Origin of the sequence: Salinicola tamaricis, from assembly GCF_003006155.1 — a bacterium.
GTDB lineage: Bacteria > Pseudomonadota > Gammaproteobacteria > Pseudomonadales > Halomonadaceae > Salinicola > Salinicola tamaricis.
Genome location: NZ_CP023559.1, coordinates 2,597,487 through 2,622,389, shown reverse-complemented (window position 1 = coordinate 2,622,389; position 24,903 = coordinate 2,597,487). Strand labels below are relative to the sequence as shown.

The window sequence follows — 24,903 nt, the reverse complement described above, 5'->3', positions numbered from 1 at the left end:
ATCCCTACCTATAGTTGGCGGACACACGGCGTTCACCATGCCGATACACTTCATGACATTCACGTTTCTTCGAGGTACTCGTGTTCAACACTCCAGGGTGCGGACTTTCACGCTGGGCGCCTTCTCGCCTGATCATCGGGTTGTTGTTGCCGCTGATCGCGGGCTGCAGCGACGCCCACCTCTCCTTTCTCGATCCCCAGGGCCCCATCGCCGCCGCTCAGCGGCAACACTTCTGGTGGGTCATCGCCATTACCCTGACGGTGGTGCTGCCGGTGCTGGTACTGACACCGCTCATCCTGTGGCGCTACCGCTACGGCAGCCGCGCCCGCTATCGGCCGCAATGGGAATTTTCCCTGCGCGCCGATCTGGCGATCTGGGGTATCCCGCTGGTGGTGGTCGCCGTGCTGGCCACCCTGACCTGGCGCAGCACGATAGCCCTCGACCCCTATCGACCGCTGGCCAGCGATCAGCCACCGCTGGAGGTCGAGGTCGTGGGATTCGACTGGAAGTGGCTGTTCCTCTATCCCGAGCAGGGCATCGCCACGGTCGACGAGCTGGTGATCCCCGCCGGGCGGCCGGTCTCGCTGCGGCTGACGTCGGCCAGCGTGATGCAGGGCTTCTTCGTGCCCGCCCTGGGTAGTCAGATAGACGTGATGAATCACATGGTGACCCGGCTGCATCTGGAAGCCGACGCGCCGGGCGTGTTCCCCGGCCGCAACATGCAGTACAGCGGCACCGGGTTCTACCGACAGCGCTTCGTCACCCGCGCGCTCAGTGCCGACGCCTTCGCCGATTTCACCCATCAGGTGCGCGCGCAGGGTCGGGCGTTCACCCCTGAGGTCTTCAGCCAGTTGATGGCCAAGAACACCCATGCCGCTCTGGCACGCGCACTCGACGGCAGCGACAGCGTGGCCAGCACGAGTCACGCCGGGCAGACAGACGACGCCGGCAACCCTGCCGACGACAGCACGCCGCTGCGCTTCAAGCACTTCCCGTCCGGGCTGTTCGGCGCCATCGTCGCGCATCGCGCGCCCGACTGGGGTCAGGACACGGCGTCTCTCTCCACCACGCGCCCCTTGTCCAGCCATTCCCCTTTACCCGCCAATTCATCCTTGTCCATCCATCCGGCTCTGGCAGCCGCCGCACCCACGGGAGTCACACCGTGAACGATTCGACCCACTGGCTGCTCGGCCGGCTAGACGCCAGCGCCCTGCCCTTCTGGGATGCACTGCAGCACCCGACGACGAAGAACGTGATCAACGCCGTGATCGCCTCGGGGGCGGCATCGATGGTAGTACTCGGCGCCATCGCGGTGGTCATCGGGCTGACCTGGACACGGCGCTGGGGCTGGCTGTGGCGGGAGTGGCTGACCAGCCCCGATCACAAGAAGATCGGCATCATGTTCATCGCGCTGGCGCTGGTGATGCTGGCCCGAGCCGTGATCGAAGCGGTACTCATGCGCCTGCAGCAGGCACTGGGCCTGGACGGTGGCTTCCTGACCGCGGAGCACTTCGGCCAGCTCTTCACCACCCATGGCACCATCATGGTGTTCTTCATGGCGATGCCGTTTCTCACCGGCATCATCAACTATGTGATGCCGCTGCAGATCGGTACTCGCGATCTCTCGTTCCCGGTGATGAACCAGATCAGCCTCGGCCTGACCGCCGCCGGCGCCGCCCTGGTGATGATCTCGCTGGTGCTGGCACCCTTCTCCACCGGCGGCTGGACCGGCTACCCTTCGTTCACCGGGCGCGCCGCCAATCCCGGCGCCGGGGTCGACTACTGGATCTGGGCGGTGACCCTCTCGACCCTGTCATCGACCCTGAGCGGGATCAACTTCGCCGTTACCATCTACAAGCGGCGCGCCCCGGGGATGCGCTGGATGCGCCTGCCGCTGTTCACCTGGACGGCGCTGTGCACGGCAATCCTGATGATCTTCGCCATGCCGCCGCTGACCGTCGCCACCGCACTGCTGGCGCTCGACCGCTATCTCGATTTTCATCTGTTCACCGCCGATCTGGGCGGCAACATGATGAACTACATCAATCTGTTCTGGGCCTTCGGCCATCCCGAGGTCTATATCCTGATCCTGCCCGCTTTCGGCATCTTCTCGGAAGTCTTCTCGACCTTCGCCGGCAAGACGCTCTACGGCTACAAGGCGCTGGTGATCGCCACCCTGGCGATCGCAGTGCTCTCCTTCACGGTATGGCTGCACCACTTCTTCACCATGGGCCAGAGCGCCCATATCAACGCCGTGTTCGGGATCGCGACCATGCTGATCGGCATCCCCACCGGGGTGAAGATCTACGACTGGATGCTGACGCTGTTCCGCGGCCGCATTCGCATGTCGGTGCCGATGATCTACGCCAGCGGCTTTCTGATGCTGTTCGTGCTGGGTGGGCTGACCGGCATCGTGCTGGCGGTGCCCAGCGTCGACTATCAGGTACACAACTCGCTGTTTCTGGTCGCCCACTTCCACAACATGCTGATCCCGGGACTGCTGTTCGGGATGCTCGCGGGCACCAACTTCTGGTTCCCCAAGGCCTTCGGTTTCCGTCTCGAGGAGCGCTGGGGGCGCCGCGCCGCCTACGCCTGGATCATCGGCTTCATGCTCGCCTTCTTCCCGCTCTACGCCCTCGGCGTGCTCGGCATGCCGCGCCGCACGGTGGCCTTCTTCACCCCGGCCTACCTGCCATGGACGCTGACCGCGCTGGTCGGGGCCACGATCGTTCTGCTGGCCATGGCGTGCCTGGTGATCCAGCTCTGGGTGAGCGTGCGCGACCGCCATCTCAACGCGATGCCGATCGGCGACCCATGGGATGGGCGCAGCCTGGAGTGGGCGGTGAGTTCACCTCCGCCGGAGTACAACTTCCCGGTCATCCCGGAGGTCTACGGGCGCGATGCCTTCATGCTCGAGAAGGAGCGCGGCAAGGCGTATCAGGTGCCGGACGAGTTTCCCGATATCGTACTGCCGGCCAACAGCCCGATGGGGGTGATCTTCGCCGTCACCGGCACCGCCATGGCCTTCGGCCTGACCTGGTATCAGTGGTGGATGGTACTGCTCGCCGCCGGCGTCACGCTGGTCGCCGTGATCGCTCGCGGGTTCTGCCGCAACACACCCGCACCCTGCCGGGTGAAGAGGTGCGTCGTACCCACCTGACCTGGCTCGCCCAGGTCCGCGCCACCACACCGGTCGCCCGCTCGCGGGAAACAGTCATCCGATAACCGGGGTCTCCCCCTGCCTCCCGTGGAGGGAGCCATCCAATGACAGCACTCACCTCTCGTCACACTACCCGGGCCGGCGCGCCGGCGCGCCATCCCGGGCTCAACCTGGGGCATGCTCACCGCGAGGGCGAAGAGAGCCGCGAGGAGATGGTCTTCGGCTTCTGGGTCTTCATGATGAGCGACATGATCCTCTTCGGACTGCGCTTCGGCACCTACGGACCATGCTCGGCGGCACCGCTGGCGGCCCTGGGCCGAAAGAGCTGTTCGACATGCGGGGCGCCTTCTTCGAGACCATGCTGCTGCTGGTGAGCAGCTTTACCTTCGGCATGGCCTCGCTGGCGCTCAAGTACCGCGACGACCGCCGGGCGCTGGTCGGTTGGCTATTGATCACGCTGCTCCTGGGGCTCGGCTTCGTGGCCCACGAGCTGTATGACTTTCATCGCATGTTCGAGGCCGGCGGCGTGCCCAGCCGCAGCGGCTTCCTCTCCGCATTCTTCTCACTGGTGCCGTTGCACGGGCTGCACGTGACCGTTGCCTGCGTGTGGCTGATCGCGCTGCTCGGTCAACTCGCGGTGCACGGCCTCGACGCACAGACCAAGAACGGCCTGATCCGCCTGGCGATTCTGTGGCACTTCCTCGATATCGTCTGGATCGGGATCTTTTCGCTCGTCTATCTAGGGGGGCTGGCATGAGTCGACGCACACTCAGCGACGCCGAGGCGCAGGAGCGCGCCAGCGAGCAGCGCAACTATCTGTGGGGCTTCGCCCTGGCACTGATCCTGACGCTGATCCCCTTCGGCGTCGCCGCCTTTGCCGAGTGGCGGCCACTGCATCTCTATCTGCTCATCGGAGGGTGTGCCCTGGTTCAGGTAGTGGTGCACTTTCGCTGCTTCCTGCATATCACGCTGGCACGCAACAAGCGTGAGGATCTGCAGCTGATCCTGTTCACCGTGCTGATCCTGTCGATCATGGTCGGTGGCACGCTGTGGATACTGTTCAATCTCTACTACCGCATGATGCCCGACATGCTGCCGTGAGCAGCGTCGCGACCGTCACCGCCGCGACCGGTCCGTCGCGCCGGTCGCGGTCATGACGGGGAAGGCGGTTCCGACGGATCCGGCTCCAATCCGCCGGCGCGGGCAAAGGTGAGGATGACCTGACGCAGGAGCTGGCGCTGCTCATCGGGCAAGCCACGGTAGACCCGCAGCACCTCGTCCTCCTCACCGCCGACCGCGATCGCCCAGGTCGGCTCCGAGCCGCCGACGGTCCGTTCACCGTAACGCAGATAATGGGGCTCCAACCCAAGCCATCCGGCCAGCACCTGGAGCTTCTCCTGGGCCGGGACCGACTCACCGCGCAACCAGCGTCTGACGCCCTGGAACGTCATCGGCGCGCCCCAGTAGCGCAGGTTGAACTCCCGCTCCAGCACCGAAGGGCGCGGCTCGTAACCGGCCGCAGCCAATGCCGCTTTCAAGCGCTCGGCAAACAAGATTTTTTCATCCATGTGCTATCACTTGAACCGTTGATTAACATTCAGCTGCATCTTTGTTCAACTCGCCATTGGAGTGTCGATTGAACGAAGACGCCCCTCTGCGCGCTACCCGGCACCTGTTGGCGCGCCGATATCGCGACGCGAACGCGTTCGTCAGCTTAGAGAGATTTAACGTAGACGCCACAAATCCGCGGCTCTCGTTGCGACAAGCCACAGACAAGCTCCAGGGAGGCGTGAAGGGTCGAGAGCACGCTCACCGAGCGCCAGGCTGAAGAGCCGATGGGCCATCAAGGCTCATCGGCCGCAGGAGGCAAACACTTCAGTCGTGTCGGGCCAGCAGATCGTCAGCCCGGAGGGAGGAATGGCCGTCAGTGGCCGTGACGACGCCGATGCAGCGCACGTACCTGCTGGTCGAAACCGGGCACCGGTCCCTCGACTTGGAGCCCAGGCACCACCGCGGTGATCGGCAGCGGGGCCACCGGTGGCACCGCCTGGCCCAGTTCGCCGAGCCACGTCATCAGCTGCGCCGCCGAGCTGGCGTAGACGATCCGCCCCAATCCCACCCAGCCGTGCGCCGCGGCGCACATCGGGCAGTGCTCGCCGGAGGTGTAGACGGTAGCCGCGGCGCGCGCGTCGGGGGAGAGATGCGCCGCCGCCCAGCGTGCCAGGGCGAACTCGGGATGACGGGTGGCATCGCCGCCGGAGATACGATTGCGATCCTCGGCCAGCACCTCCCCGGAGGCGCTCACCAGCACGCTGCCGAAAGGCTCGTCGCCAGCCTCCAGCGCGGCCTCGGCCAGCGCTACCGCGCGCGCCAGAAAGCGCGCCTGATCTGTCTCGCTCATGCGTTCTCCTCACTGGGGATGGAAAACCGTGCCAGCCCGAAAGATGAGAGCTCCGGCGCCCGCGTGCCGCGTGACAGCCATTCGCCGAGCACTTCACCCATCACGCTCGCGAACTTGAAGCCGTGGCCGGAGAAACCGCCAGCGATCACCAGCCCCGGTAGCGGCTCGTCGATCAGGAAGTGCTCGTCGGGCGTACGGATATACTGACACACGGCGCCGTGGCGCAGCGCCCCGACGCCGGGCAGGTAGCGCGCGATCACCTGCGCCAGCTCGGGGATGTCGTCCGGGTGCTCGCCGAACGCCAGCAGCGGCTCTCCCGGCGCCAGCGGCTGGCCTGCGTCATGGCGGCCGATCTTGAATCCGGCGTTATCGATATCGGGAAAGCCGTAGTAGATGCCCAGCGCGTCGTCAGTGAGGCTGAAGCCCGGAAAGCGCTCACGGTGATAGCGCGCATCCGCGGCGTACCAGGCGAAGGTCTTGCGCACCCGTGTCAGCGGCAGCGCCACCCCCAGCGGTTGCAACAGACCGGCCAGGTGCTGGCCACAGGCCGCGAGCACACGCTGGGCGCCGAAACAGCGGCCATCGGCGCAGCGGGCCAGGTAGCCGCCCGCCGGCAAGGCCTTGAGCGCGACCACGCGGGCACCGGTGGCCAGCGCCACGCCGCTTTGACGCGCCAGACGCTGGCGCCAGCAGGCAAGGATACGCTCGACCCGCAGCACTCCGGCACGCGACTCGAAAGCGCCGACATGGGTCTCACTCAGCGCCCCACGACCGCCGCGCCAGCCGGGCCAGCGCTGCGCCACGCCGAGGCCGTCGAGCTGCTCCTGCGGCAGCGCGTGGTCCCGCGCGCTGGCCACGACTTGACGCATGAAGGGCGCGGTCGCCGGACCGAGGTTGAGCACCCCGGTCGGCAACAGCAGCGACTCGCCGGTCTCGCGCTCGAGCCGCTGCCAGCCCGCCCAGGCGCGCTGGGCCAGCGCCACATAGCCACCGCCTTCGCCATAGCGATCCGGATCAGTCGCGTCTCGCCGTGATGGGCGCCTTGATCGTGGGGCGGGTCGTGGGCGTCCAGCACCTGTACCGACCCCGCACCGCTCGCGGCCAGATGATCGGCCGCCGCCAGCCCCATACTGCCGCCGCCGATGATCAGCAGCTCCGAGTGTGTCACCTGTGTCATGCCTTATCTTGTCACCAATCGATAGATGCCGCCTGCCAGAGCCCGAGAACGCCGTTAACGACCGGGAGGCGGCGTGGGCTTACCCGACGTCAGGCCGCCGACTCCTGAGTCACCGACGCCTCACCCGAGCGCGCTTCGCTACGCGCGATGATCGCGCTGCCGGTCAGGTCACCGGTGACGTTGAGCGCAGTACACCCCATGCCTACCAGCGCATCGATCGAGGTCAGCAGCGCCACCGTCTCGATCGGCAGGCCGACCTGGGCGAACACCGTGGCGATCATCACGATACCCGCCCCGGGCACACCGGCGGTACCGATCGAGGTCAGCGTGCCGATCAGCACGATCTCGAGCATGTCGGTGAGATCGAGCGGGATACCCGCCACGTTGGCGGCGAACACCGCCGAGATCGCGATGCGGATCGCGGCGCCATCCATGTTGACGGTTGCCCCCAGCGGCAGGCTGAAGGCGTAGAGACTGCGCGGCAGCCCCAGGCGCTGCGCCGCGTTGAGCGTCAGCGGCAGCGTGCCGCTGCTGCTCTGAGTGGCGAAAGCGGTCGCCATCGGCGTGCGCGCCTCGCGGAAGAAGGCGCCGAGACGCACCCCGAAACTCTTCATCAGCACGCAGTAGAGCAGCAGGTGTACGGCCAGCGCCAAATAGAGCACCAGCACCATGCTGCCGAGGGAAAGAATCGTACCCAGCCCCTGCTTGGCCACGGTGCCGGTGACGATGGCGAAAACCCCGATCGGCACGAACTGCAGCACCCCGGCCATCACCTTCATGGTCACCGCGTTGAGCCCTTCGATCACCCCATAGAGCTTCTCCGCCAGTTCTCCCTGGGTCTTTTCATCGGATTGGGGCTTTGCCCCTGAATGCGCCTCGCCGTCGGCGTGGGCCGCATCCTCGAGGGCCGCCCCGCGCTGACGCAGCTTGAGCAGCGCGATCCCGAACACGAAGGCAGTGAAGATGATCCCCTGCAGATTGGGCTCGGCCAGCGCGGCGACGATATTGCTGGGCACGATCGACAGCAGCACGCTGACGATACCGGGATTCTCCGGTACCGAGACGCTGGCGCTGTCGTCGAGGGTCATGCCGCTCCCGGGCGAGAGCAGCGAGGCGACGACCAGCCCGACCACGATCGCCAGCGCCGAGGTCACCACGTAGTAGGCGAACACCTTGCCGCCCATGCGCCCGAGCCGTCCCAGTTCGGCCTGATTGATCCCCACGATCAGCGTGAACAGCACGATGGGGACGATCAGAAACTTGAGCAGACGCAGCAGCAGATCACCCAGCGGCGCCACCCAGGCGGCCAGGGTCTCGCCGCCCAGCAGGCCGGCAACCAGGCCCAGCACCAGGGCGATGGTGACACGCAGAATCAGAGAAGCATCGAGATAGGCGCGAAAGAGTGACGTCATGAGCGAGCCTTGATGAGTGAATGACGAGCGCCCCGCGAGAGGCAGACCGCAGCAGCGCGCAACAGCCGGGCCGCTGACCGAATGGATACATTATCGACGCAGTTCCCACTCGGCTGCCAATCTCGGTCGCCAATACAGACAGTCAACCCTGGCCGGTTTCGGGATCGCGGCCCTGGATACGCAAGACCCGGCCAGGTGGCCGGGTCGTCAGCGGACACGCGGCGGATTCAGCCGCCGAGCTTGTCCTGGGTGCGAGTGTCGAAGTCGCTGGCGTCGTGACGCTCGTGGAGCTGGCTCGACGGCTCACCGAAGGTACGGTTGACCATCCGCCCGCGCTGCACCGCCGGGCGTGCGTCGATCTCCTTGGCCCAGCGCTGTACGTGGGTGTAGCTCTCGACCTGCAGAAACTCCGCCGCGTCGTAGAGCCGCCCCAGGGCGAGCTGGCCGTACCAGGACCAGTTGGCGATATCGGCGATGGTGTACTCGTCACCGGCCAGATAGCGCGACTCGGCCAGACGCCGGTCGAGCACGTCGAGCTGGCGCTTGGTCTCCATGGTGAAGCGGTCGATCGGATACTCCAGCTTCTCTGGGGCGTAGGCGTAGAAGTGGCCGAAACCGCCACCCAGATAGGGCGCGCTGCCCATCTGCCAGAACAGCCAGTTGAGGGTTTCCACCCGCGTGGCGGTGTCGCTGGGCAGGAAGGCACCGAACTTCTCCGCCAGGTGCAGGAGGATCGAGCCGGACTCGAAGACCCGCAGCGGCTTGTCACCGCTGTAGTCCATCAGCGCCGGGATCTTGGAGTTGGGGTGACCTCGACGAAGCCGCTGCCGAACTGATCGCCCTCACCGATATTGATCAGCCAGGCGTCGTACTCGGCATCCTTGCCCAGTGCCAGCAGCTCCTCGAACATCACCCCGGCCTTGACCCCGTTGGGGGTGGCCAGTGAGTAGAGCTGGAACGGATGCTTGCCCACCGGCAGCGCTTTCTCATGGGTGGGCCCGGCCACCGGGCGGTTGATGCTGGCGAACTTGCCGCCGCTCTCTTTGGGTTCCCAGACTTTGGGGGCGTGTAGCCAGTGTCACTCATGCGACTTCTCCACTCTTGGTCGATAGCGCGCGAAGCGCCTGTGTGAAGAAAGGTAGCTGGTTAATGGCCTGCGATCGAGTGGCCGGTGATCGAAGCGCCACAAGTACGCCACAACGAGCTGGGCGCCGGACAATATCCTGTCACTGGCCGGCGCATGAGAGAGGTAGCCTAAGGTGACGTCTCGCCGAGGCAGTGCTCGGGTACGGGTTTTGGCACCAGGGTGTCACTCATGCAGACCCAGGTCATGCCGTCGAGTTCGTCCTGTTCGTCGAAGCGCGGATAGGGGTTCAAGGTCAGGCTCTGGCCCGCCAGCCGGCCGCCGACGAAGGTGTATTCGAGCTCACCTTCGCTGCCGAGTTCGAGCGTGGCCGGCACGGCGGTATCGCTGTGGCGGCTGGCGATCCCCACCTGCTCGAGCGTCGAGGGCCACTCCATTTCGCGCAGCGCAAAAGCGGTGAGCGCTTCCCGGTCCGGGTCGGTCTGTTCGATGAAGCGCGTCAACTGCGCCTTGGCCTGATACTCCTGAAACGCTTTTACGCCTACCACCGCCGCGACGGCAATGATCACCACGAACACCAGCGCACCGGCACCACCGAGCCCGAGCACCCGCGGGCAGAACGCCGCGAAACACCAGGCCAGCGGATGGCGGCGCGGCTGCGACGGTGTCTCGCCCCGGGCGAGCTGGAGGATCGCGTGGGCCCGTTTGGCGGTCCAGGGGTAGTCACCGATCAGCTCGTTCAGCGAAGCCCAGAATCCCTTGACGTCGTGGCGCTGGGCGGCGAACACCTCGAGATCGAGACTGGCACGGCGCGAGCCCCCCGCCGCCAGCGCCGACATGGCGGCAAAGGCCGCGTCCGGGTCCGGGCAGCAGGCCAGCCCGTGCCGGTCGCAGGTGTACTCGCACGCGCGACGGTAGGCGGCGCCCAGCAGCGGCAACCAGGCCGCGATCGCGACCACGAGTCCTTTACTCAGATGCCCGCGCCGGATATGCCCCAACTCGTGACCGATATAGAAGCGCAGCGCTTCCGGCCGATCTTCCAGCGCATCGACCACCGAGGAAAACAGCACCACATAGTGGCGACGCAGGAAGCGGGTAGCGAGCGCGTTGAACAGCCCATCGGCATGCAGCAGATAGGCTTCGGGCGGCCGCTCTATGCCCACGATCCGGCAGCAGTCTTCGATATCCGCCGCCAGTGCCGGAAACTGCTGCGCGCTGATGCGCACCCCATTGCCACGGATCGTGGAGATGAACGCCGACTGCGCGAACAGGGCGATCACCCAGATAAACAGCAGATAGAGCAGCAGCAGGCCCATCGAGACCACGAAGAGCACCGCCCATAGCGTGACGGCAAACACCATGAGCAGGGCGAAGCGTCGCCGCTCCCCCGGATAAATCAGAGAAAAATGCATCAATGCTCCCTTGTTTTCGTATTCTTTTCGAGCGGCAGCGTCGGCTCGGAGACACCACCATAAGCGTCATCGACGCCGGGCGGGCAGCACCCAAGCGAGCGCGGCATATCGCACCGCGCTGAATCGTATCCCGAGCTTTGGGCAATATTCCAGGGCAAAATGATGACGCGGCGGCCGTCATCCTCATCCGACGCGCCTTCGATACACCACGTTTTCAGGCCGTCTCGTCGTCAGCCGTAACGCATGTGCCACTCCGGCGCGCCGGTGTGCGCGTCTACACCTGACGCCACGATGATGAAGCCGTGTGTCTGATAGAAGCGCACCGCACCCTCGTTTTGCTGATAGACCTGAAGTTCGAGCGCATCACGCCGCGTCTGGGCGTGCGCCAACAGTGCGCCCCCGACGCCCCGCCCCTGCTGGGATGGCGCCACGAACAGCGCGGCCAGTGTCGAGTCGCACAGGGAGAGAAATCCCACGACCGCCTCTGCGACGACATAGACGTGGTTCTCGGCGGCCGGCAGATAGACTTCCTGCATCGCCTGGCGCTGATTTCGCCAAAAAGACGCCGGCACGAAGTCGTGGGCCGTGCAGGAAGCCTCTAACCAGATCTGAGTCATTGCAGGTAGATCCCGCGGCGTAGCAGCCCGAATGCTAGCGATGGGCGGCGTCATAGGCGTGGTCATGGTCGTTACGTGTCGTGTCACTGAAGGCAAAGGGTGAAGATTGCTGACAGCGTGACCGCGATGCAAGAGCCTCAGTCGCCGAGCGCCTCGCGGCGGTTGGGCGGGACCAGCCCGTGGCGGCGCATGCGCCGGTAGAGCGTCGGCCGCGAGACGCCCAACTGACGCGCCACCTGGCTGACGTTCCAGCCCGCCTGGGCCAGAGCACGCGCCAGTGACTCGGCCTCGGCCGGCGCGTCGTCGCTTTCATGCCTTAGCTGGGTCGTCCTGGGTATCGCCGATGTCGCAGAGATGGGCGGGCGTTGCGACCCGATCGGCGCGGCAGCTCTCGGGCAGGTCGTGCACGGTGATCGTCTCCCCTTCGCGGGTGGCGAGAGCAAACGCCAGCGCACTCTTGAGTTGACGCACGTTGCCCGGCCAGGGAGCGTCGAGCAGCGCGTTCATGGCATCGCCGCGCAGAGGTGCCGAGACGCCCTGCTCGGCGGCCTGGGCGGCGAACAGCCGCTGAATCAGATAGCGCCGGTCGGCGCGCTCGCGCAGTGGCGGCAGCACCAGCTCAGCGCCGTTGAGGCGGTAGTAGAGATCCTCGCGGAAGCGGCCTTCGGCGATCAGCGCGCCGATGTCGCGATGGGTGGCAGTGACCACGCGCAGCGCCACCTTGACCGGCCGCTCGGCGCCCAGCGGCATCACCTCCTGCTCGGCCAGCACCCGCAATAGACGGCTCTGCAGCGCCAGCGGCATGTCACCGATCTCGTCGAGAAACAGCGTGCCGCCGTCGGCCTGCGGAATCAGGCCGCGCATGCCCTTGGGGTTGCCACCGGTAAAGGCCCCGGGCAGATAGCCGAACAGCTCGCTCTCGATCAGCGACTCGGGTATCGCCGCGCAGTTGACCGCGACGAAGGGACCCCCGGCACGGTCACCGCTGGCGTGCAGCGCGCGCGCCAGCACCTCCTTGCCGGTGCCGGTCTCGCCTCGAATCAGCACATTGAGCGGCTGCCGGCAGAGCCGCCGGGCCAGGCCCAGCAGCCGCTGCATTGCCGGGTCGTCCCCCGCCAGGCGATCCAGGGCCGGCGTCGAGGCGGGCGCCACCGGATCGTGGGGCAGGCCGGTGGCGTCAGTCGCGCTGTCAGTCGCGAGATCAGTCGCCATGTCTCTCGTAGTGCCGGTCACCGTCGCGTCACGCTGACGCGCACGCACACCGCGCGGTTCGATCAGCGCAGCGAAGCGGATATCGCCGCTGGCACGCAGGCGCAGGGCGCGCAGCTGGTCCGGCTCGCAGCGCGGCAAGGCCAGGAGATCGTCCAGTTCGGCCTCGAACAGCTGGGTCACCCAGATCGGTGCCGGCGGCGTGCACTGGGCATGGGCGTCGATCAGTGCCCGACCCTCGCCGTTGGCAGCGAGCACCCGCCCCTGCGGGTCGAAGGCGAGCAGGCCGCGGCCGTTGAAATGGACGAAGGCACGGGTGGTATCGAAGCGCAGGATGGTGGTGTCGCGATAGCGATGCAGGAAGTAGGCGTCCTCGATCATCCGCGCGTAGAGCGTGACCAGTGGCAGCGCAAAGCTCTGGCTCTCCAGCCCGCGGGGGGACTGCAGCGCCGAGATATCGAGCACTGCGATGGGTCGCCCCTCGGGTCATGGATCGGCGCCGCGGTACAGGTGAGCGCGATATGCGTGGCGTCGAAGTGCTCGCGCTGATGGCAGGTCAGGGCGCGCGACTCGTGAATGCAGGTGCCTACGGCGCAGGTGCCGGCGTGGCGTTCGTCCCAGTCGGCGCCGAGATAGAGCCGGCGCGACGCAGCGCGGCATCCTGCGCGCGGCTGACCGCGAAAGTCGACGGTAACCCCGTATCTGTCGGTCAGCAGCAGGACATAGCCCATCGGCGCCACCTGGGCGAAGAGCTGGTCGACCCCGGCCCGGGCCACATACAAGAGTTCATCCACCGGCTCGCGCGAGTCGACCAGCGCTTCGTGGGTCAGCACGCGTACCGGCCGCGGGCGGCTGGGGTCGAGCCGGTAATCGTCGACGCAGCGTCGCCACGAGCGCTGGATGATCTCGCGCCCCGCCAGCGCCTCGCGCCCCTCACCCAGGCGCGCCACCGCCGCAATGTGCTGGCGCTGCGCCTGTTCGAACCTGCCCGCTTTGGTCAAGCCGAGTTCCATACCGACGCCTCCTGCCGATGGCCTGTTGCCAGCCTGGGATGTGGACGAAAAGGCGGCGAGCGACGGCCAGTCTGATCTTCAGACTACGCCCTCGCGGCTGGCTGACGCCCTTGTCCGTTGGTCGCAGCGGCGCTGTCTGGCGTGACAGCTGTCACAGACGACATTACAGCTGTTACACCCAAGCGTTACACCCGTACCGTCGGCGCGCTCACGCTGCCCCCTCCGCACGCTCTCCATTCCCACAAAGCCCCTCTTATCAGCCACTTGGGGCATACGACCAAAGCACTAATGCGGTCTGGCACGCGTACTGCAAAGCGTTGACCCGAGCGCCCTGTGCGCCACATCCAATAGCAATAACAGGAGCAGCCCATGCCCGCATCCACCCCTACCCAGCAGGCCGCACAGTGGCTGGCGGATTTCGATGCCGCCCTGCGCGCCGGGGACATTCCGCGCGCCACCGCGCTATTTCGCGACGACGGCTACTGGCGCGATCTGGTCGCCTTTACCTGGAACCTGAAGACCCTGGAGGGCCACGCCGAGATCGCCGCGATGCTTGAGGCCACCCTGGCGCGTACCGCTCCCCGCCAGTGGCAGCTCGAGGGTGAGGCCAGCGAGAGCGACGGTGTGATCGAAGCCTGGTTCACCTTCGCCACAGAGGTCGCCACCGGCAAGGGGCTACTGCGCCTGAAGGCGGGTAAGTGCTGGACCCTGCTGACCACGATGCAGGCGCTCAAGGACTACCCCGAGCCGCGCGGTCACAATCGCCCCAAGGGCGCCGAGCACGGTGCCAACAAGGCGCGCGAGACCTGGCGTGAGGCGCGCGAGCGCGAGGCCGCCGAGCTGGGCATCATCCGTCAGCCCTACTGTCTGATCATCGGTGGCGGCCAGGGCGGCATCGGCCTCGCCGCCCGTCTGCGCCAGATGAACGTGCCGACTCTGGTGATCGACAAGCACGAACGCCCCGGCGATGCCTGGCGCAAGCGCTACAAGTCGCTGTGTCTGCACGACCCGGTGTGGTACGACCATCTGCCCTATCTGCCCTTCCCCGACAACTGGCCGGTATTCGCGCCCAAGGACAAGATCGGCGACTGGCTGGAGATGTACACCCGGGTGATGGAGCTCAACTACTGGTCCAGTACCGAGTGCGAGAGTGCCAGCTTCGACGAGGCCAGCGGCGAGTGGACGGTGAAGGTGGTGCGCGACGGTGAGCCGTTGACGCTCAAGCCCAAGCAGTTGGTGCTCGCTACCGGCATGTCCGGCGTCCCCAACGTGCCGCACTTCCCTGGCGCCGAGGAGTTCGCCGGCGAGCAGCACCACTCCAGCCGCCATCCCGGCCCCGACGCCTACCGCGGCAAGCAGGTGGTGGTGATCGGCGCCAACAATTCGGCCCACGATATCTGCGCCGCGCTGTGGGAGAACGACGCCGACGTCACCATGGTGCAGCGCTCCTCGACCCATATCGTCAAGTCCGACTCATTGATGCAGCATGCCCTCGGCCCGCTCTATTCCGAGGAAGCGCTGGCCAACGGCATCACCACCGAGAAGGCGGATCTGATCTTCGCCTCGATCCCCTACCGGCTGCTGCCCGACTTCCAGCGCCCCGCCTTCGACGCCATCCGCGAGCAGGATGCCGACTTCTACCGGCGTCTCGAACGCGCGGGCTTCCTGCTCGATTTCGGCGCCGACGACTCGGGCCTGTTTCTCAAGTACCTGCGCCGCGGCTCCGGCTACTACATCGACGTCGGCGCCAGCGAACTGGTCGCCAGCGGCGAGATCAAGCTGCGCAGCGGGGTCGACGTAGCGTGCATCAACCGCCACTCGGTGAGCTTGAGCGACGGCAGCGAACTGCCCGCCGACCTGATCGTCTACGCCACCGGCTACGGCTCGATGAACGGCTGGGCGGCGGAGATCATCTCGCAGGAGGTCGCCGACAAGGTCGGCAAGTGCTGGGGCCTGGGCTCGGATACGCCCAAGGACCCCGGCCCCTGGGAGGGCGAGCTGCGCAACATGTGGAAGCCGACCCAGCAGCCGGCGCTGTGGTTCCACGGCGGCAACCTGCACCAGTCACGCCACTACTCACACTATCTGGCGCTACAGCTCAAGGCACGTCTCGAAGGCATCGAAACACCGGTCTACGGGCTGCAGCCGGTCCACCATCTGGCGTGATCGCCAAACCACAGCGGCAGGAGAGACGACATGAGTGAACAGCACATGAAGGCGGCCCGCTGGTACCGGGCGCGTGATATCCGCGTCGAACAGATCGAGGTGCCGACCCTGGGCGACCCGCACCAGGTCAAGGTGAAGGTCGCCGCCTGCGGTATCTGCGGCAGCGACCTGCACGAGTACGCCGCCGGGCCGATCTTCATCCCAGTAGACTCGCCACACCCGTTGAGCCACGACCAGGCGCCCATTGTCATGGGCCACGAATTCGCCGGCGAAGTGGTCGAGGTGGGCAGTGCGGTGACCCGGGTGGCAGTCGGCGACCGGGTGGCGATCGAACCGATTCTCTCGCCCCACCGCGACGGCGCCTATCTGATGGAGCGCTACAACCTGAGCCCTCAGCTCGGCTTCCACGGGCTCTCCGGCGGTGGCGGCGGCTTCGCCGAGTACACCGTGGTCGCGAGCACATGGTACATCGGCTGCCCGATGCGCTCTTCTATGAGCAGGGCGCACTGGTCGAGCCTGCCGCGGTCGGCCTGCATGCGGTGCGCCAGAGTTCGCTCAAGGCGGGCGACAGCGCGGTGGTGTTCGGCGCCGGCCCGATCGGGCTGATGGTGATCGAGTCGCTCAAGGCCGCCGGCGCGGCGTCGATCCACGCGGTCGAGTTATCCGCCGCCGCAAGCAGCGCGCCAGTGAACTGGGGGCGATCGTGCACGACCCCACGGAGAGAGAGATCGTCGAGCGGCTCATGGCGGCCAGCGGCGGCGGCTTCGATGTCGCCTTCGAGGTGACCGGTCTGCCCGCGGTGCTCAACCAGTCGATCGCCAGCACCCACCCCGGCGGTGAGACGGTGATCGTCAGCATCTGGGAGTCGGAAGCGGCGATCCACCCCAACCAACTGGTAATCCAGGAGCGAACGCTCAAGGGCATCATCGCCTATCGCCATATATACCCCGCGGTGATCGCGCTGATGCAGCAGGGCTACTACCGCGCCGAGGATCTGGTGACCGCACGCATCGCCCTGGACGACGTGGTCAGCCAGGGGTTCGAGGCGCTGCTCGCGGACAAGGCGCAGGTGAAGATACTGGTCGACCCCAGCGCCTGATCAGGCACCGGTTGGCGCGGCCTCGACGCGAGGCGCGCGGCCGCGCCAACCGGATTCAGGAGGCGTTTCGTGTTCGGGCGACGCTCAAGGGCCGTCCGAGATCCGGATCGTGCCTCGCAGATAGGGCGCCACCTGTCCGATGAGAATCACTCGCTCGCCCCTCATCTCGCAGCGCAATTGCCCGCGACGACGCCCACCCTGCCGCGCGGTCAGGCGTGTCTTGCCCAATCGCTCGGCCCAGTACGGTACCAGCGAGGTATGCGCCGAGCCGGTCACGGGGTCTTCCTCGACCCCCACCTTGGGGCCGAACCAGCGCGTGACAATGTCGAATTCGCGTCCCGGTGCGGTGACCGCCACACCCCGCCCCGGTAGCGCCATCAAACGGGTCATGTCCGGGCTCACGTCATCGACGATGGATTCGTCCTCGACCACGACGAGCAGGTCATCGGTCATCATCACCTCGCCACGCTCCAGCCCCAGCGCGCTCAACACGGCTTCGGCTGGCGCCATGGCGCGGGGCTGCTTGGCCGGAAAGTCCATCGCCAATCCCGCTTCGTGGCGATGCACGCGCAGTTCGCCACTGCGCGTCATGAACGTCAGGGTATCGGCGGTATCGCCCAACTCATTGAAGACCACCCATGCCGCCGCCAGCGTGGCATGACCACACAGGTCGACCTCGACCGACGGGGTGAACCAGCGCAGCCGGTATCCCGCCGATTCCCGCACGAAAAATGCGGTCTCGGACAGGTTGTTCTCGGCCGCGATGGCCTGCAGCGTGGCGTCATCCAGCCACTCGTTCAGCGGGCAGACGGCAGCGGGGTTGCCCTCGAAGGGGCGGGAAGCAAAGGCATCGACCTGAAAGAGGGAAATTTCCATGACGGACTCTCGAAAGGACTCGTGGCGCCCATTCTACCCATAGCCCCGTTCGAGTGCTGTCGAGCGAGTCGACGCATCGCCCCCCCCGTATGCCAGTGCGCGCTGCCCTCCCCCACCGCCGCGAGTCTGATAACCTAGAATCATGAAAGCTTCATGGCGCCAGCGTCGATCGGACCGATGCCGGCCACCACACCGGGCACAGTGACGCGCCCAGCCCCGAGACAAGGAGCTCTACGCCATCCCCATGCCGTCCCATTGTCACGTTTTCGCCATTCGCCAACCATGAGCGACAAACGGCTGTTCCGGTCGCTCAGGGTCTACAACTACCGCCTGTGGGCCGCCGGCGCGCTGATCTCCAACACCGGTACCTGGATGCAGCGGGTGGCCCAGGACTGGCTGGTGCTCACCGTGTTGACCCAGCACAACGCCAGCGCCGTGGGGATCACCATGGCGCTGCAGTTCGGCCCGCAGCTACTGCTGCTGCCGCTCACCGGTTACGCCGCCGACCGCTGCAACCGGCGTCGCCTGATCCTGCTCACCCAGGCACTGCTCGGTCTGCTCGCGCTGGGGCTCGGTGTGGTCACCCTCACCGGCGTGGTCACGCTGTGGCAGGTCTACGCCTTCGCTCTGGGGCTGGGCTGCGTCAGCGCCTTCGATGCCCCGGCACGCCAGACCTTCGTCAACGATCTGGTCGGCGAGAAGTACCTCTCCAACGCGGTGGCGCTCAACGCCACCTCGTTCAACGCCGCGCGCATGGTCGGCCCCGCCGTGGCTGGCTTGCTGATTGCAGCGATCGGCACCGGCTGGGTGTTCATCGTCAACGCCATCTCTTTTGCCATGGTGCTGGGATCACTGTGCTTGCTGCGCGTGGCCGAGCTCTACCCGACCCCGCGCCCGCCGCGACAGGCCGGCGGCCTGACCGAAGGGTTTCGCTACGTGTGGCGGCGCCGGGATCTGATGGCGATCCTGCTGATGCTGTTCTTGATCGGCACCTTCGGTTTCAACTTCCCCATCTACATCTCGACCATGTCGGTCAGCGTATTCCACGGCGATGCCGGCCAATACGGGCTATTGACCTCCTGCCTGGCGGTCGGCTCGGTGGTGGGCGCGCTGCTCGCCGCCCGGCGCGAACGCCCACGGGTGCGGCTGCTGTGCTTCGCCACCCTGAGCTTCGGCCTGTGCTGCGTGGCGGCGGCGTTCGCGCCCAATGCCGGGCTCTTCGCCGTAGCGCTGACCGGCGTCGGCCTCTCCGCGCTGACCTTCATGACCGCCGCCACCGCACTGATGCAGCTCGCCACGGAACCCATGATGCGCGGACGCATCATGGCGCTGCGGATCGCGGTGACCATGGGCGGCACGCCGGTCGGCGCGCCCATCGTCGGTTTCATCGCCGATCACGCCGGGCCGCGCTGGGCCCTCGGCGTGGGCGCCGCGTCGGGGCTCGTCGCCGCGGCGATCGGCGCACGTCTGATGCTCGAAACGCGCCGCCGTCGCCAGCGTCAACCTATGAGAGATGACCTGAACCGCGCTCACACCATGCCACCGTTGACGCGCAGGATCTGGCCATGCACCCAGCGCCCCTGGGGGCCGGCGAGAAAAGCTACGACATCGGCGATCTCCTCGGGCTGGCCCAGGCGCTCGAATGGCGACAGCGCGGCGATGTTGGCGACCTGCTCGTCGCTCTTGCCGGCGAAGAACATCTCGGTGGCCACCGGCCCCGGGGCCACGGCATTGACGCTGATCCCGCCCCGCGCAGCTCGTTGGCGAGCACCCGCACCAGCCCTTCGACGCCGGCCTTACTGGCGATATAGGCGCCATAGCCGGGGAACGACTTGCCCAGTACCGACGAGGAAAACGCGATGATGCGCCCACCTTCGCCCAGGGTCTCGGCCGCCTTGGCCATCATCAACCAACTGCCGCGCAGATTGGTCGCCAGGGTACGGTCGAGAATAGCCAGATTGTCGCTGGTCACCTGCCCCACCATCTCCATCACGCCAGCGCTATTGACCACTACATCGAGACGGCCGAACGCCTCATGGGTGGCCGCGAACAGCTGCTCCCCGCCACCGGGTCGGCGATATCGGCCTGTACCGCCAGCGCCCGGCCGCCCGCGGCTTCGATTTCGGCAACGGTCTCCTCGGCACGTCGGGTATTGCCGGCATAGTTGACCACCACGGCGAAACCGTCGGCCGCCAGCTTCAGCGATACGGCGTGGCCGATGCCGCGGGAACCACCGGTGACGATGGCCACGCGTTGATCAATGTGGGGCGTATTGGCATGACTCATGATCTGGCTCCTTGAGTAGGTATGTCAGGCATCTGTATCGCCTGAGGGCCAGTATCGAGATTCACCCGGGGAAAATAATCACCGCTATACTGGCAACACCATTCACTCTGACATAACAATCACCATGGACCGCTTCGACGCCCTGACGCTGTTCACCCGTATCGTCGAGACCGGCAGCTTCACCCGCGCCGCCAACGGTCTCGACATGCCGCGGGCTACCGCCACCCTGGCCATCCAGCAGCTCGAAGCGCGCCTGGGCGCCCGCCTGCTGGCGCGCACCACGCGTCAGGTGCACCCCACCCCGGAGGGCGCGGCCTTCTACGAACGCTGCGTGCATCTGCTCGCCGAACTCGAAGAGGCGGAGGCGGCGCTGGGCCCGGTCGCCGCAAGCCCGGCCGGTACTCTGCGCGTCGAGATGCACGGCGTGCATGCGCGGCACATCGTGCTGCCCCATATCCAGGAGTTTCGGGCACGCTACCCACGGCTCGACGTGGTGCTGACCAGCGGCGACCGCCGCGTCGATCTGGTGGGTGAAGGCATCGACTGCGCGCTGCGCGCCGGCGAGCCGGCGGACTCCAGCCTGATCGGCCGCCGGCTCGCCGAGCTGCCCCAGACGATCTGCGCCAGCCCCGCCTATCTGGACCGGGCCGGCCGGCCCCGCCACCGGATGAACTGCGTGATCATCAGGTGGTGCGTTTCTTCTCCGGCAGCAACGCCGCGGACGACACCCTCGATCTGCGCATCGACGGGCAAATACAAGGATTCGCGGGCGGCGGCTGGCTCACGGTCAACGACGCCGGGAGCTACGTAGAAGCTGCTCGTCAGGGCTGCGGGCTGGTCCAGCTACCGCGCTTTCATATCGAGGAGCAACTGGCCCAGGGTGTGCTCGAAGAGGTACTGGAAGAATGGGATAAGCCACGCCTGACGCTGTGGGCGGTCTACCCGCAGCGGCGCCAGCTCGCCGCTCGGGTGCGGGTGTTCGTCGACTGGGTGAGCGAACTCTACGCAGCGCGCTTTCCTGCCTGAGAGTCCGGCGGTGCCCGCCCCTCAAGCACGCGCCATCGGTGGCGTCAGACGCGGCCATCGTGTCTCCAGCAGACGCGCCACCGCCATCACCCGATCATCACGATAGCGTGGCCCCACCAGTTGGAGCCCCACCGGCAGGCCCGTGTCATCGAGACCACAGGGCACGGATGCTGCCGGCTGCTGGGTCAGATTGAAGGGGTAGCTGAACGGGGTCCAGTCCACCCAGTCGACGTAATCGCTCCCCGGTGGGGTCTCGTGTCCGGCGGCGAAGGGGGCCAGCGGCAGCGTGGGCGTCACCAGCAGGTCGAACCGGCGATGGAAATCGGCCATGTGGGCGACCAGCGCCGCGCGCGCCTCGCGCGCGATCAGGTAATCCGTCAGCGTGAGCCGCTTGCCATGCTCGGCGATCGCCCGCAGGCCCGGGTCGAGCGCGTCGCACTGCGCCGCGCTCAGGCCATCGAGCAGACGTGACGCGCCAGCGTGCCAGAGCGTATCGAAGGTGGCCTTGGGCGAAGCAAAGCCAGGGTCGACCTCGGTCACTTCCGCCCCCAGCGCGCGTAGCTCGTCCACGGCGGCATCGACCGCGCGCAGAATGTCCGGGGCCACCGAGGCATAGCCAAGATCACGGCTATAGGCGATACGCATGCCCGCCAGATAGCTCGGCGGCGCAGCCAGCCAGTCGATCGGGCAGGCTGGCCCAGCATAGCCATCGCGTGCATCGGGGTGCGCGATGACCGAGAGCAGCAGCGCACTATCGGCGGCGCTACGGGTCATCGGCCCCAGATGAGAGAGCGTACTCATGGCGCTGGCAGGCCACTGCGGCACCCAGCCGAAGGTCGGCTTGAGCCCGAAAGTGCCGGTAAAGCTGCAGGGAATGCGGATCGAGCCGCCAGCGTCGCTGCCCTGATGCAGGAGTCCGAGGTTGAGTGCCGCCGCCGCCCCGGCCCCACCCGAGGAGCCGCCGGGGGTCAGCTCGGGCTGCCAGGGATTGCGGGTGATGCCATAGAGCGGATTGTCGGTCACGCCTTTCCAACCGAACTCCGGTGTCGTGGTCTTGCCCAGTACGACGGCACGCCGCACGCATGCGCGCGGCGACAGGCGCATCGACACGCCACGGCCCCTCGGCGGAGGTCGTCTTCGAGCCTTTGCGGGTCGGCATGCCGGAAGTCAGCGTCAGGTCCTTGATCGTCACGGGAACGCCATCCAGCGGCCCGATCGGCTCGCCGCGCAGCCAGCGCGCCTGAGAGGCGCGCGCCGCCGTCACTGCGCCCTCGGCATCGACATGGCAGAAGGCATTGACCCGCGGATTGAACCGTTCGATGCGCGCCAGACAGTCGTGGGCCAGCTCCAGCGGCGATAGCTTACCGCTAGCGAACAGAGCCAGGGCTTCGTCGGCGCTCAGATCGGCCAGTGCCGATGGATGTTTTGCCTCAATCATGCTCGGACTCCTCCGTCGATGATATCTATTCCTCTCGGCGCGGCGTGCAGCGGCACACGAACAGTGACATCCCGGACGTCGCATGCTCCGCCTCACCGTGATGGATCCCGTTCAGGCAAGGTGACTGGCTGTCAGGGCACGGACGACAAACATCGCGGAAAACCGCTCATGCGTGCAAATCCCACGACTCGGCGACATCGATCAGTCGGTGAACGGCGGGCAGGCTGGCATCACGACGCCAGATCAGCATCAGCGGCAGCGCCATGTCGAGATCTTCGAGGGGATGCGAGACCACCCCGAGGGCGCACCCGCCATGGTCATTTCGGGCAGGATGGTGCAGCCCATGCCGGCGGCGACCAGACAAAGCATGGTGGCATTGTCGGTCCCCTCCTGGACCACATGCGGCGTGAAACCGGCGCGTTGAAACGCGTGAATGAGCCGATCGTGGTAGGTCGGGGTCGCGCTGCGGTCGAACCAGATGAAATCCTCCCCGTTCAGCGCCGCCAGCCGGCGTGGCGGATGCTGGGCCAGGCGTGAGCCTGCTCGCGCCACCAGCACCAGACGATCTTCATACAACGGGTGATAGCAGAGACCAGGATCGTCCTCCGGCGGAAAGAACAGGATGCCCGCATCCAGTTGATCACGACGCAGCGCCTCGATCTGTGGGCCCGACAGCAGCGAGACGACCTTCAAGGTGACGGCGGGATACTGGTGACGAAAGTCATTCAGCAACTGGGTGATTCGAGGCACCCAGAGATGCATCACCGTCACCCCTAGGCGCAGCTGCCCCATCTGCCCTTCGGACACCCGCCGAGCGTTGCGCTTGGCCTGTTCGAACTGGTTCAGCAGCCGGCCCACGTCACGGTGGAAGGCCTCGCCCGCCGCGGTCAGCGTCACCCCCCGGCGGGAGCGATGCAGCAAGGACGCCCCGACGCTCCTCGAGCAGCTGCAGCTGACGGGTCAGCGCCGGCTGCGCCAGTGGCAGGGAAATCGCCGCCGCGGAGATCGAGCCCTCCTCCACCACGGCCATGAAGTAACGCAGCTGCTTGAAGTCCATGGCTGGCTCCGATGTGGCGAATCACGCCGCGGCTATCCTCGACGCGCCTGACGACAGCCATCGACGACAATCATCTACGACAACCATCGGCGCTTCTCGAGACCGCCATAGACAGCCTAAGTGACCGCCATCCAAAAAAAGTATGTAAAGGCGAGAATAATACGATTTTAACGATGGATGCCGATACGCCACGATGAATCGACCTCAACAACAACAGACCACCACTCATGGATCTCATCGATTCGCCCTTTTTCGAGCGCCCCACGCGCGCCTCACGATCTGCGTCAGACACTGCATCGCTATCCCGAGCTGGGTTTCCAGGAGCATGAAACCGCCCGGCTGATCGCTGAAGAGCTGACCCGTCTGGGCATTCCCTTCGAGTCAGGCATCGGCCAGACCGGCATCGTCGCCACACTCACGGGCCAGCGGCCCGACAACGGCCGGCGAGTCGGCCTGCGCGCCGACATGGATGCCCTGCCCATCCACGAACTGTCGACGCATGAGCATGTCTCGCAGCGCCCCGGGGTCATGCACGCCTGCGGGCACGACGGCCACACCACCATGCTGCTGGGCGTCGCCGCCTATCTGGCCGAGTGGCGTGATTTCGCCGGCACGGTCTATCTGGTGTTCCAACCCGCCGAGGAGGGGCTCGGTGGCGGCCTGGCGATGGTCGAGGACGGTCTCTTCGAGCGTTTTCCCATGGATGCCATCTACGCCCTGCACAACTGGCCCACGCTACCGGCCGGACAGGTCGCGATTCGCAGTGGCGCGATCATGGCCGCCACCGACCGGCTGGATATCAGCGTACGCGGCCATGGCGGCCACGGTGGTGTCGACCCGCATCTCGCCACCGACCCGGTACGCATGGCAGGCGCCCTGATCCAGGCCCTGCACAGCGTGGTGTCACGCGACATCGATCCGCTGTCACCGGCGGCGCTGAGCCTGTGCGGCATCCAGGGCGGCGAACTGGACGGCTTTGCCATCATTCCCGACGAGGTGCACATCAGCGGCACCGCGCGAACCCTCGACGAGGCCACGCGGCAGCGATTGGAAGAGGCCGTACGCCGAACCTGCGCCGGCGTCGCCACCACCTACGGCGGCGAGATCGGTCTCGACTACCAGCGTATCTTTCCGGCCACGCTCAATGCCGAGTCGGCGGTGCGCCACGTCGAGCGGGTGACCCGTGCCATCCTGGGCGACGCCGCGCTGATCTCGGACGTCGCCCCCAGCCTCGGCGGCGAGGATTTCGCTTTCATGCTCGAGCACTGCCCCGGCGCCTACTTCTTTCTCGGCACCGCCGAGGGTGAAGCGACAGCGCCGCTGCACAACGCACGCTTCGACTTCAACGATGCGCTGATACCCACCGGCTGCCGGCTACTCACGGCGATCGCCCTCGCCGCGCTGGGGACATCGACGCCCGGCAGCTGACCTCGGCGCCCGGTTCACACCACCAACGACGATTCAGGCTCA

Annotated in this window: 23 protein-coding genes and 5 pseudogenes; 11 read left to right on the top strand and 17 right to left on the bottom strand. The window is 66.5% G+C overall.

Annotation, left to right across the window (positions count from 1 at the left end; all coding sequences use genetic code 11):
• Positions 1–80 precede the first annotated feature (80 nt).
• The 5 genes from CN538_RS19945 (at position 81) to cyoD (ending at position 4,261) form a co-directional block, all read left to right on the top strand.
• A complete protein-coding gene (locus tag CN538_RS19945; protein ID WP_207233483.1) occupies positions 81–1,166 on the top strand; it encodes a cytochrome c oxidase subunit II in 1,086 nt (361 codons plus the stop codon).
• Positions 1,163–3,160: a cbb3-type cytochrome c oxidase subunit I gene (locus CN538_RS12045; RefSeq protein ID WP_207233482.1), complete on the top strand. Its 1,998-nt coding sequence runs from the start codon at positions 1,163–1,165 to the stop codon at positions 3,158–3,160. Before CN538_RS19945 ends, CN538_RS12045 begins: the two co-directional genes overlap by 4 nt.
• A 104-nt stretch (positions 3,161–3,264) precedes the next feature.
• Positions 3,265–3,534, top strand: a complete 270-nt coding sequence (locus tag CN538_RS21150; RefSeq protein WP_207233481.1) for a hypothetical protein — start codon at positions 3,265–3,267, stop codon at positions 3,532–3,534.
• Positions 3,495–3,917, top strand: coding sequence for a cytochrome c oxidase subunit 3 (locus CN538_RS21145; protein ID WP_207233480.1), 423 nt, complete (start codon positions 3,495–3,497; stop codon positions 3,915–3,917). The genes CN538_RS21150 and CN538_RS21145 overlap by 40 nt, the downstream gene beginning before the upstream one ends.
• Positions 3,914–4,261 (top strand): cytochrome o ubiquinol oxidase subunit IV, encoded by a 348-nt coding sequence (cyoD, locus tag CN538_RS12035; RefSeq protein WP_106419581.1) that lies wholly within the window; start codon positions 3,914–3,916, stop codon positions 4,259–4,261. Before CN538_RS21145 ends, cyoD begins: the two co-directional genes overlap by 4 nt.
• A gap of 50 nt (positions 4,262–4,311) precedes the next feature.
• On the opposite strand, the gene CN538_RS12030 is transcribed toward cyoD, so the two are convergent.
• From CN538_RS12030 to CN538_RS22955, 10 genes and pseudogenes are all read right to left on the bottom strand, one after another.
• Complete coding sequence (locus CN538_RS12030) at positions 4,312–4,728, bottom strand: transcriptional regulator (RefSeq protein WP_106419580.1); 417 nt, start codon at positions 4,726–4,728, stop codon at positions 4,312–4,314.
• Positions 4,729–5,084: 356 nt separating this feature from the next.
• Positions 5,085–5,561, bottom strand: a complete 477-nt coding sequence (locus CN538_RS12025; protein ID WP_106419579.1) for a nucleoside deaminase — start codon at positions 5,559–5,561, stop codon at positions 5,085–5,087.
• A pseudogene (gene solA / locus CN538_RS12020) lies at positions 5,558–6,690 on the bottom strand (N-methyl-L-tryptophan oxidase). Before solA ends, CN538_RS12025 begins: the two are co-directional and overlap by 4 nt.
• Before the next feature lie 137 nt (positions 6,691–6,827).
• The gene (locus CN538_RS12015) at positions 6,828–8,150 is read right to left on the bottom strand and encodes a dicarboxylate/amino acid:cation symporter (protein ID WP_106419577.1); all 1,323 of its coding nucleotides are present in this window, start codon (positions 8,148–8,150) and stop codon (positions 6,828–6,830) included.
• A 227-nt stretch (positions 8,151–8,377) separates the two neighbouring features.
• Positions 8,378–9,236 (bottom strand): annotated as a pseudogene (gene yghU, locus CN538_RS12010) (glutathione-dependent disulfide-bond oxidoreductase).
• Positions 9,237–9,404: 168 nt separating this feature from the next.
• Complete coding sequence (locus tag CN538_RS12005) at positions 9,405–10,646, bottom strand: M48 family metallopeptidase (protein ID WP_106419576.1); 1,242 nt, start codon at positions 10,644–10,646, stop codon at positions 9,405–9,407.
• A 230-nt stretch (positions 10,647–10,876) separates the two neighbouring features.
• The gene (locus tag CN538_RS12000) at positions 10,877–11,317 is read right to left on the bottom strand and encodes an N-acetyltransferase (protein WP_106419575.1); all 441 of its coding nucleotides are present in this window, start codon (positions 11,315–11,317) and stop codon (positions 10,877–10,879) included.
• Between the two features lie 83 nt (positions 11,318–11,400).
• Positions 11,401–11,601, bottom strand: a complete 201-nt coding sequence (locus CN538_RS24470) for a helix-turn-helix domain-containing protein (RefSeq protein ID WP_277985168.1) — start codon at positions 11,599–11,601, stop codon at positions 11,401–11,403.
• Entirely contained in the window at positions 11,573–12,937 is a 1,365-nt protein-coding gene (locus CN538_RS11995) for a sigma-54-dependent Fis family transcriptional regulator (RefSeq protein ID WP_242495045.1), read from the bottom strand. Before CN538_RS11995 ends, CN538_RS24470 begins: the two co-directional genes overlap by 29 nt.
• Entirely contained in the window at positions 12,850–13,485 is a 636-nt protein-coding gene (locus CN538_RS22955; protein WP_242495041.1) for a sigma-54-dependent transcriptional regulator family protein, read from the bottom strand. The genes CN538_RS11995 and CN538_RS22955 overlap by 88 nt, the downstream gene beginning before the upstream one ends.
• Before the next feature lie 369 nt (positions 13,486–13,854).
• Here CN538_RS22955 and CN538_RS11990 point away from each other — a divergent pair, with 369 nt between their 5' ends.
• The 3 genes from CN538_RS11990 to CN538_RS24460 all read left to right on the top strand — a co-directional run bounded on the left by CN538_RS11990 (position 13,855) and on the right by CN538_RS24460 (position 16,750).
• Positions 13,855–15,651 (top strand): NAD(P)/FAD-dependent oxidoreductase, encoded by a 1,797-nt coding sequence (locus tag CN538_RS11990; protein WP_106419574.1) that lies wholly within the window; start codon positions 13,855–13,857, stop codon positions 15,649–15,651.
• A 30-nt stretch (positions 15,652–15,681) separates the two neighbouring features.
• Positions 15,682–16,257 carry an alcohol dehydrogenase catalytic domain-containing protein gene (locus CN538_RS24465; RefSeq protein ID WP_277985017.1) on the top strand — a complete coding sequence of 192 codons (576 nt, stop codon included), beginning with the start codon at positions 15,682–15,684 and terminating at the stop codon, positions 16,255–16,257.
• 97 nt (positions 16,258–16,354) lie between these two features.
• Entirely contained in the window at positions 16,355–16,750 is a 396-nt protein-coding gene (locus tag CN538_RS24460) for a zinc-binding dehydrogenase (RefSeq protein ID WP_277985016.1), read from the top strand.
• A gap of 84 nt (positions 16,751–16,834) precedes the next feature.
• Here the strand turns inward: CN538_RS24460 and CN538_RS11980 are convergent, their stop codons facing one another.
• Positions 16,835–17,626 carry a PhzF family phenazine biosynthesis protein gene (locus CN538_RS11980; protein ID WP_106419573.1) on the bottom strand — a complete coding sequence of 264 codons (792 nt, stop codon included), beginning with the start codon at positions 17,624–17,626 and terminating at the stop codon, positions 16,835–16,837.
• Between the two features lie 153 nt (positions 17,627–17,779).
• Here CN538_RS11980 and CN538_RS11975 point away from each other — a divergent pair.
• Positions 17,780–19,150 (top strand): annotated as a pseudogene (locus CN538_RS11975) (MFS transporter); the annotation flags it as partial.
• Positions 19,151–19,226: 76 nt separating this feature from the next.
• On the opposite strand, the gene CN538_RS24455 reads toward CN538_RS11975, so the two are convergent.
• The gene (locus CN538_RS24455; protein WP_106419572.1) at positions 19,227–19,637 is read right to left on the bottom strand and encodes an SDR family oxidoreductase; all 411 of its coding nucleotides are present in this window, start codon (positions 19,635–19,637) and stop codon (positions 19,227–19,229) included.
• Positions 19,637–19,912 carry an SDR family NAD(P)-dependent oxidoreductase gene (locus CN538_RS24450; protein ID WP_106419571.1) on the bottom strand — a complete coding sequence of 92 codons (276 nt, stop codon included), beginning with the start codon at positions 19,910–19,912 and terminating at the stop codon, positions 19,637–19,639. The genes CN538_RS24455 and CN538_RS24450 overlap by 1 nt, the downstream gene beginning before the upstream one ends.
• Before the next feature lie 124 nt (positions 19,913–20,036).
• Here CN538_RS24450 and CN538_RS26340 point away from each other — a divergent pair.
• A pseudogene (locus CN538_RS26340) lies at positions 20,037–20,938 on the top strand (LysR family transcriptional regulator).
• A gap of 21 nt (positions 20,939–20,959) precedes the next feature.
• On the opposite strand, the gene CN538_RS11955 reads toward CN538_RS26340, so the two are convergent.
• The 4 genes and pseudogenes from CN538_RS11955 to CN538_RS11945 all read right to left on the bottom strand — a co-directional run bounded on the left by CN538_RS11955 (position 20,960) and on the right by CN538_RS11945 (position 23,433).
• The gene (locus CN538_RS11955) at positions 20,960–22,018 is read right to left on the bottom strand and encodes an amidase (protein WP_340638102.1); all 1,059 of its coding nucleotides are present in this window, start codon (positions 22,016–22,018) and stop codon (positions 20,960–20,962) included.
• 52 nt (positions 22,019–22,070) lie between these two features.
• Positions 22,071–22,376 (bottom strand): annotated as a pseudogene (locus CN538_RS25260) (amidase family protein); the annotation flags it as partial.
• 249 nt (positions 22,377–22,625) lie between these two features.
• Positions 22,626–23,297, bottom strand: a complete 672-nt coding sequence (locus tag CN538_RS11950; protein ID WP_129591356.1) for a LysR family transcriptional regulator — start codon at positions 23,295–23,297, stop codon at positions 22,626–22,628.
• Positions 23,236–23,433, bottom strand: coding sequence for a helix-turn-helix domain-containing protein (locus CN538_RS11945; RefSeq protein ID WP_129591355.1), 198 nt, complete (start codon positions 23,431–23,433; stop codon positions 23,236–23,238). Before CN538_RS11945 ends, CN538_RS11950 begins: the two co-directional genes overlap by 62 nt.
• Before the next feature lie 177 nt (positions 23,434–23,610).
• On the opposite strand from CN538_RS11945, the gene CN538_RS11940 reads away from it, so the two are divergent.
• On the top strand, positions 23,611–24,861 hold the full coding sequence (locus CN538_RS11940) for an amidohydrolase (RefSeq protein WP_106419570.1): 1,251 nt from the start codon (positions 23,611–23,613) through the stop codon (positions 24,859–24,861).
• Positions 24,862–24,903: the final 42 nt, after the last annotated feature.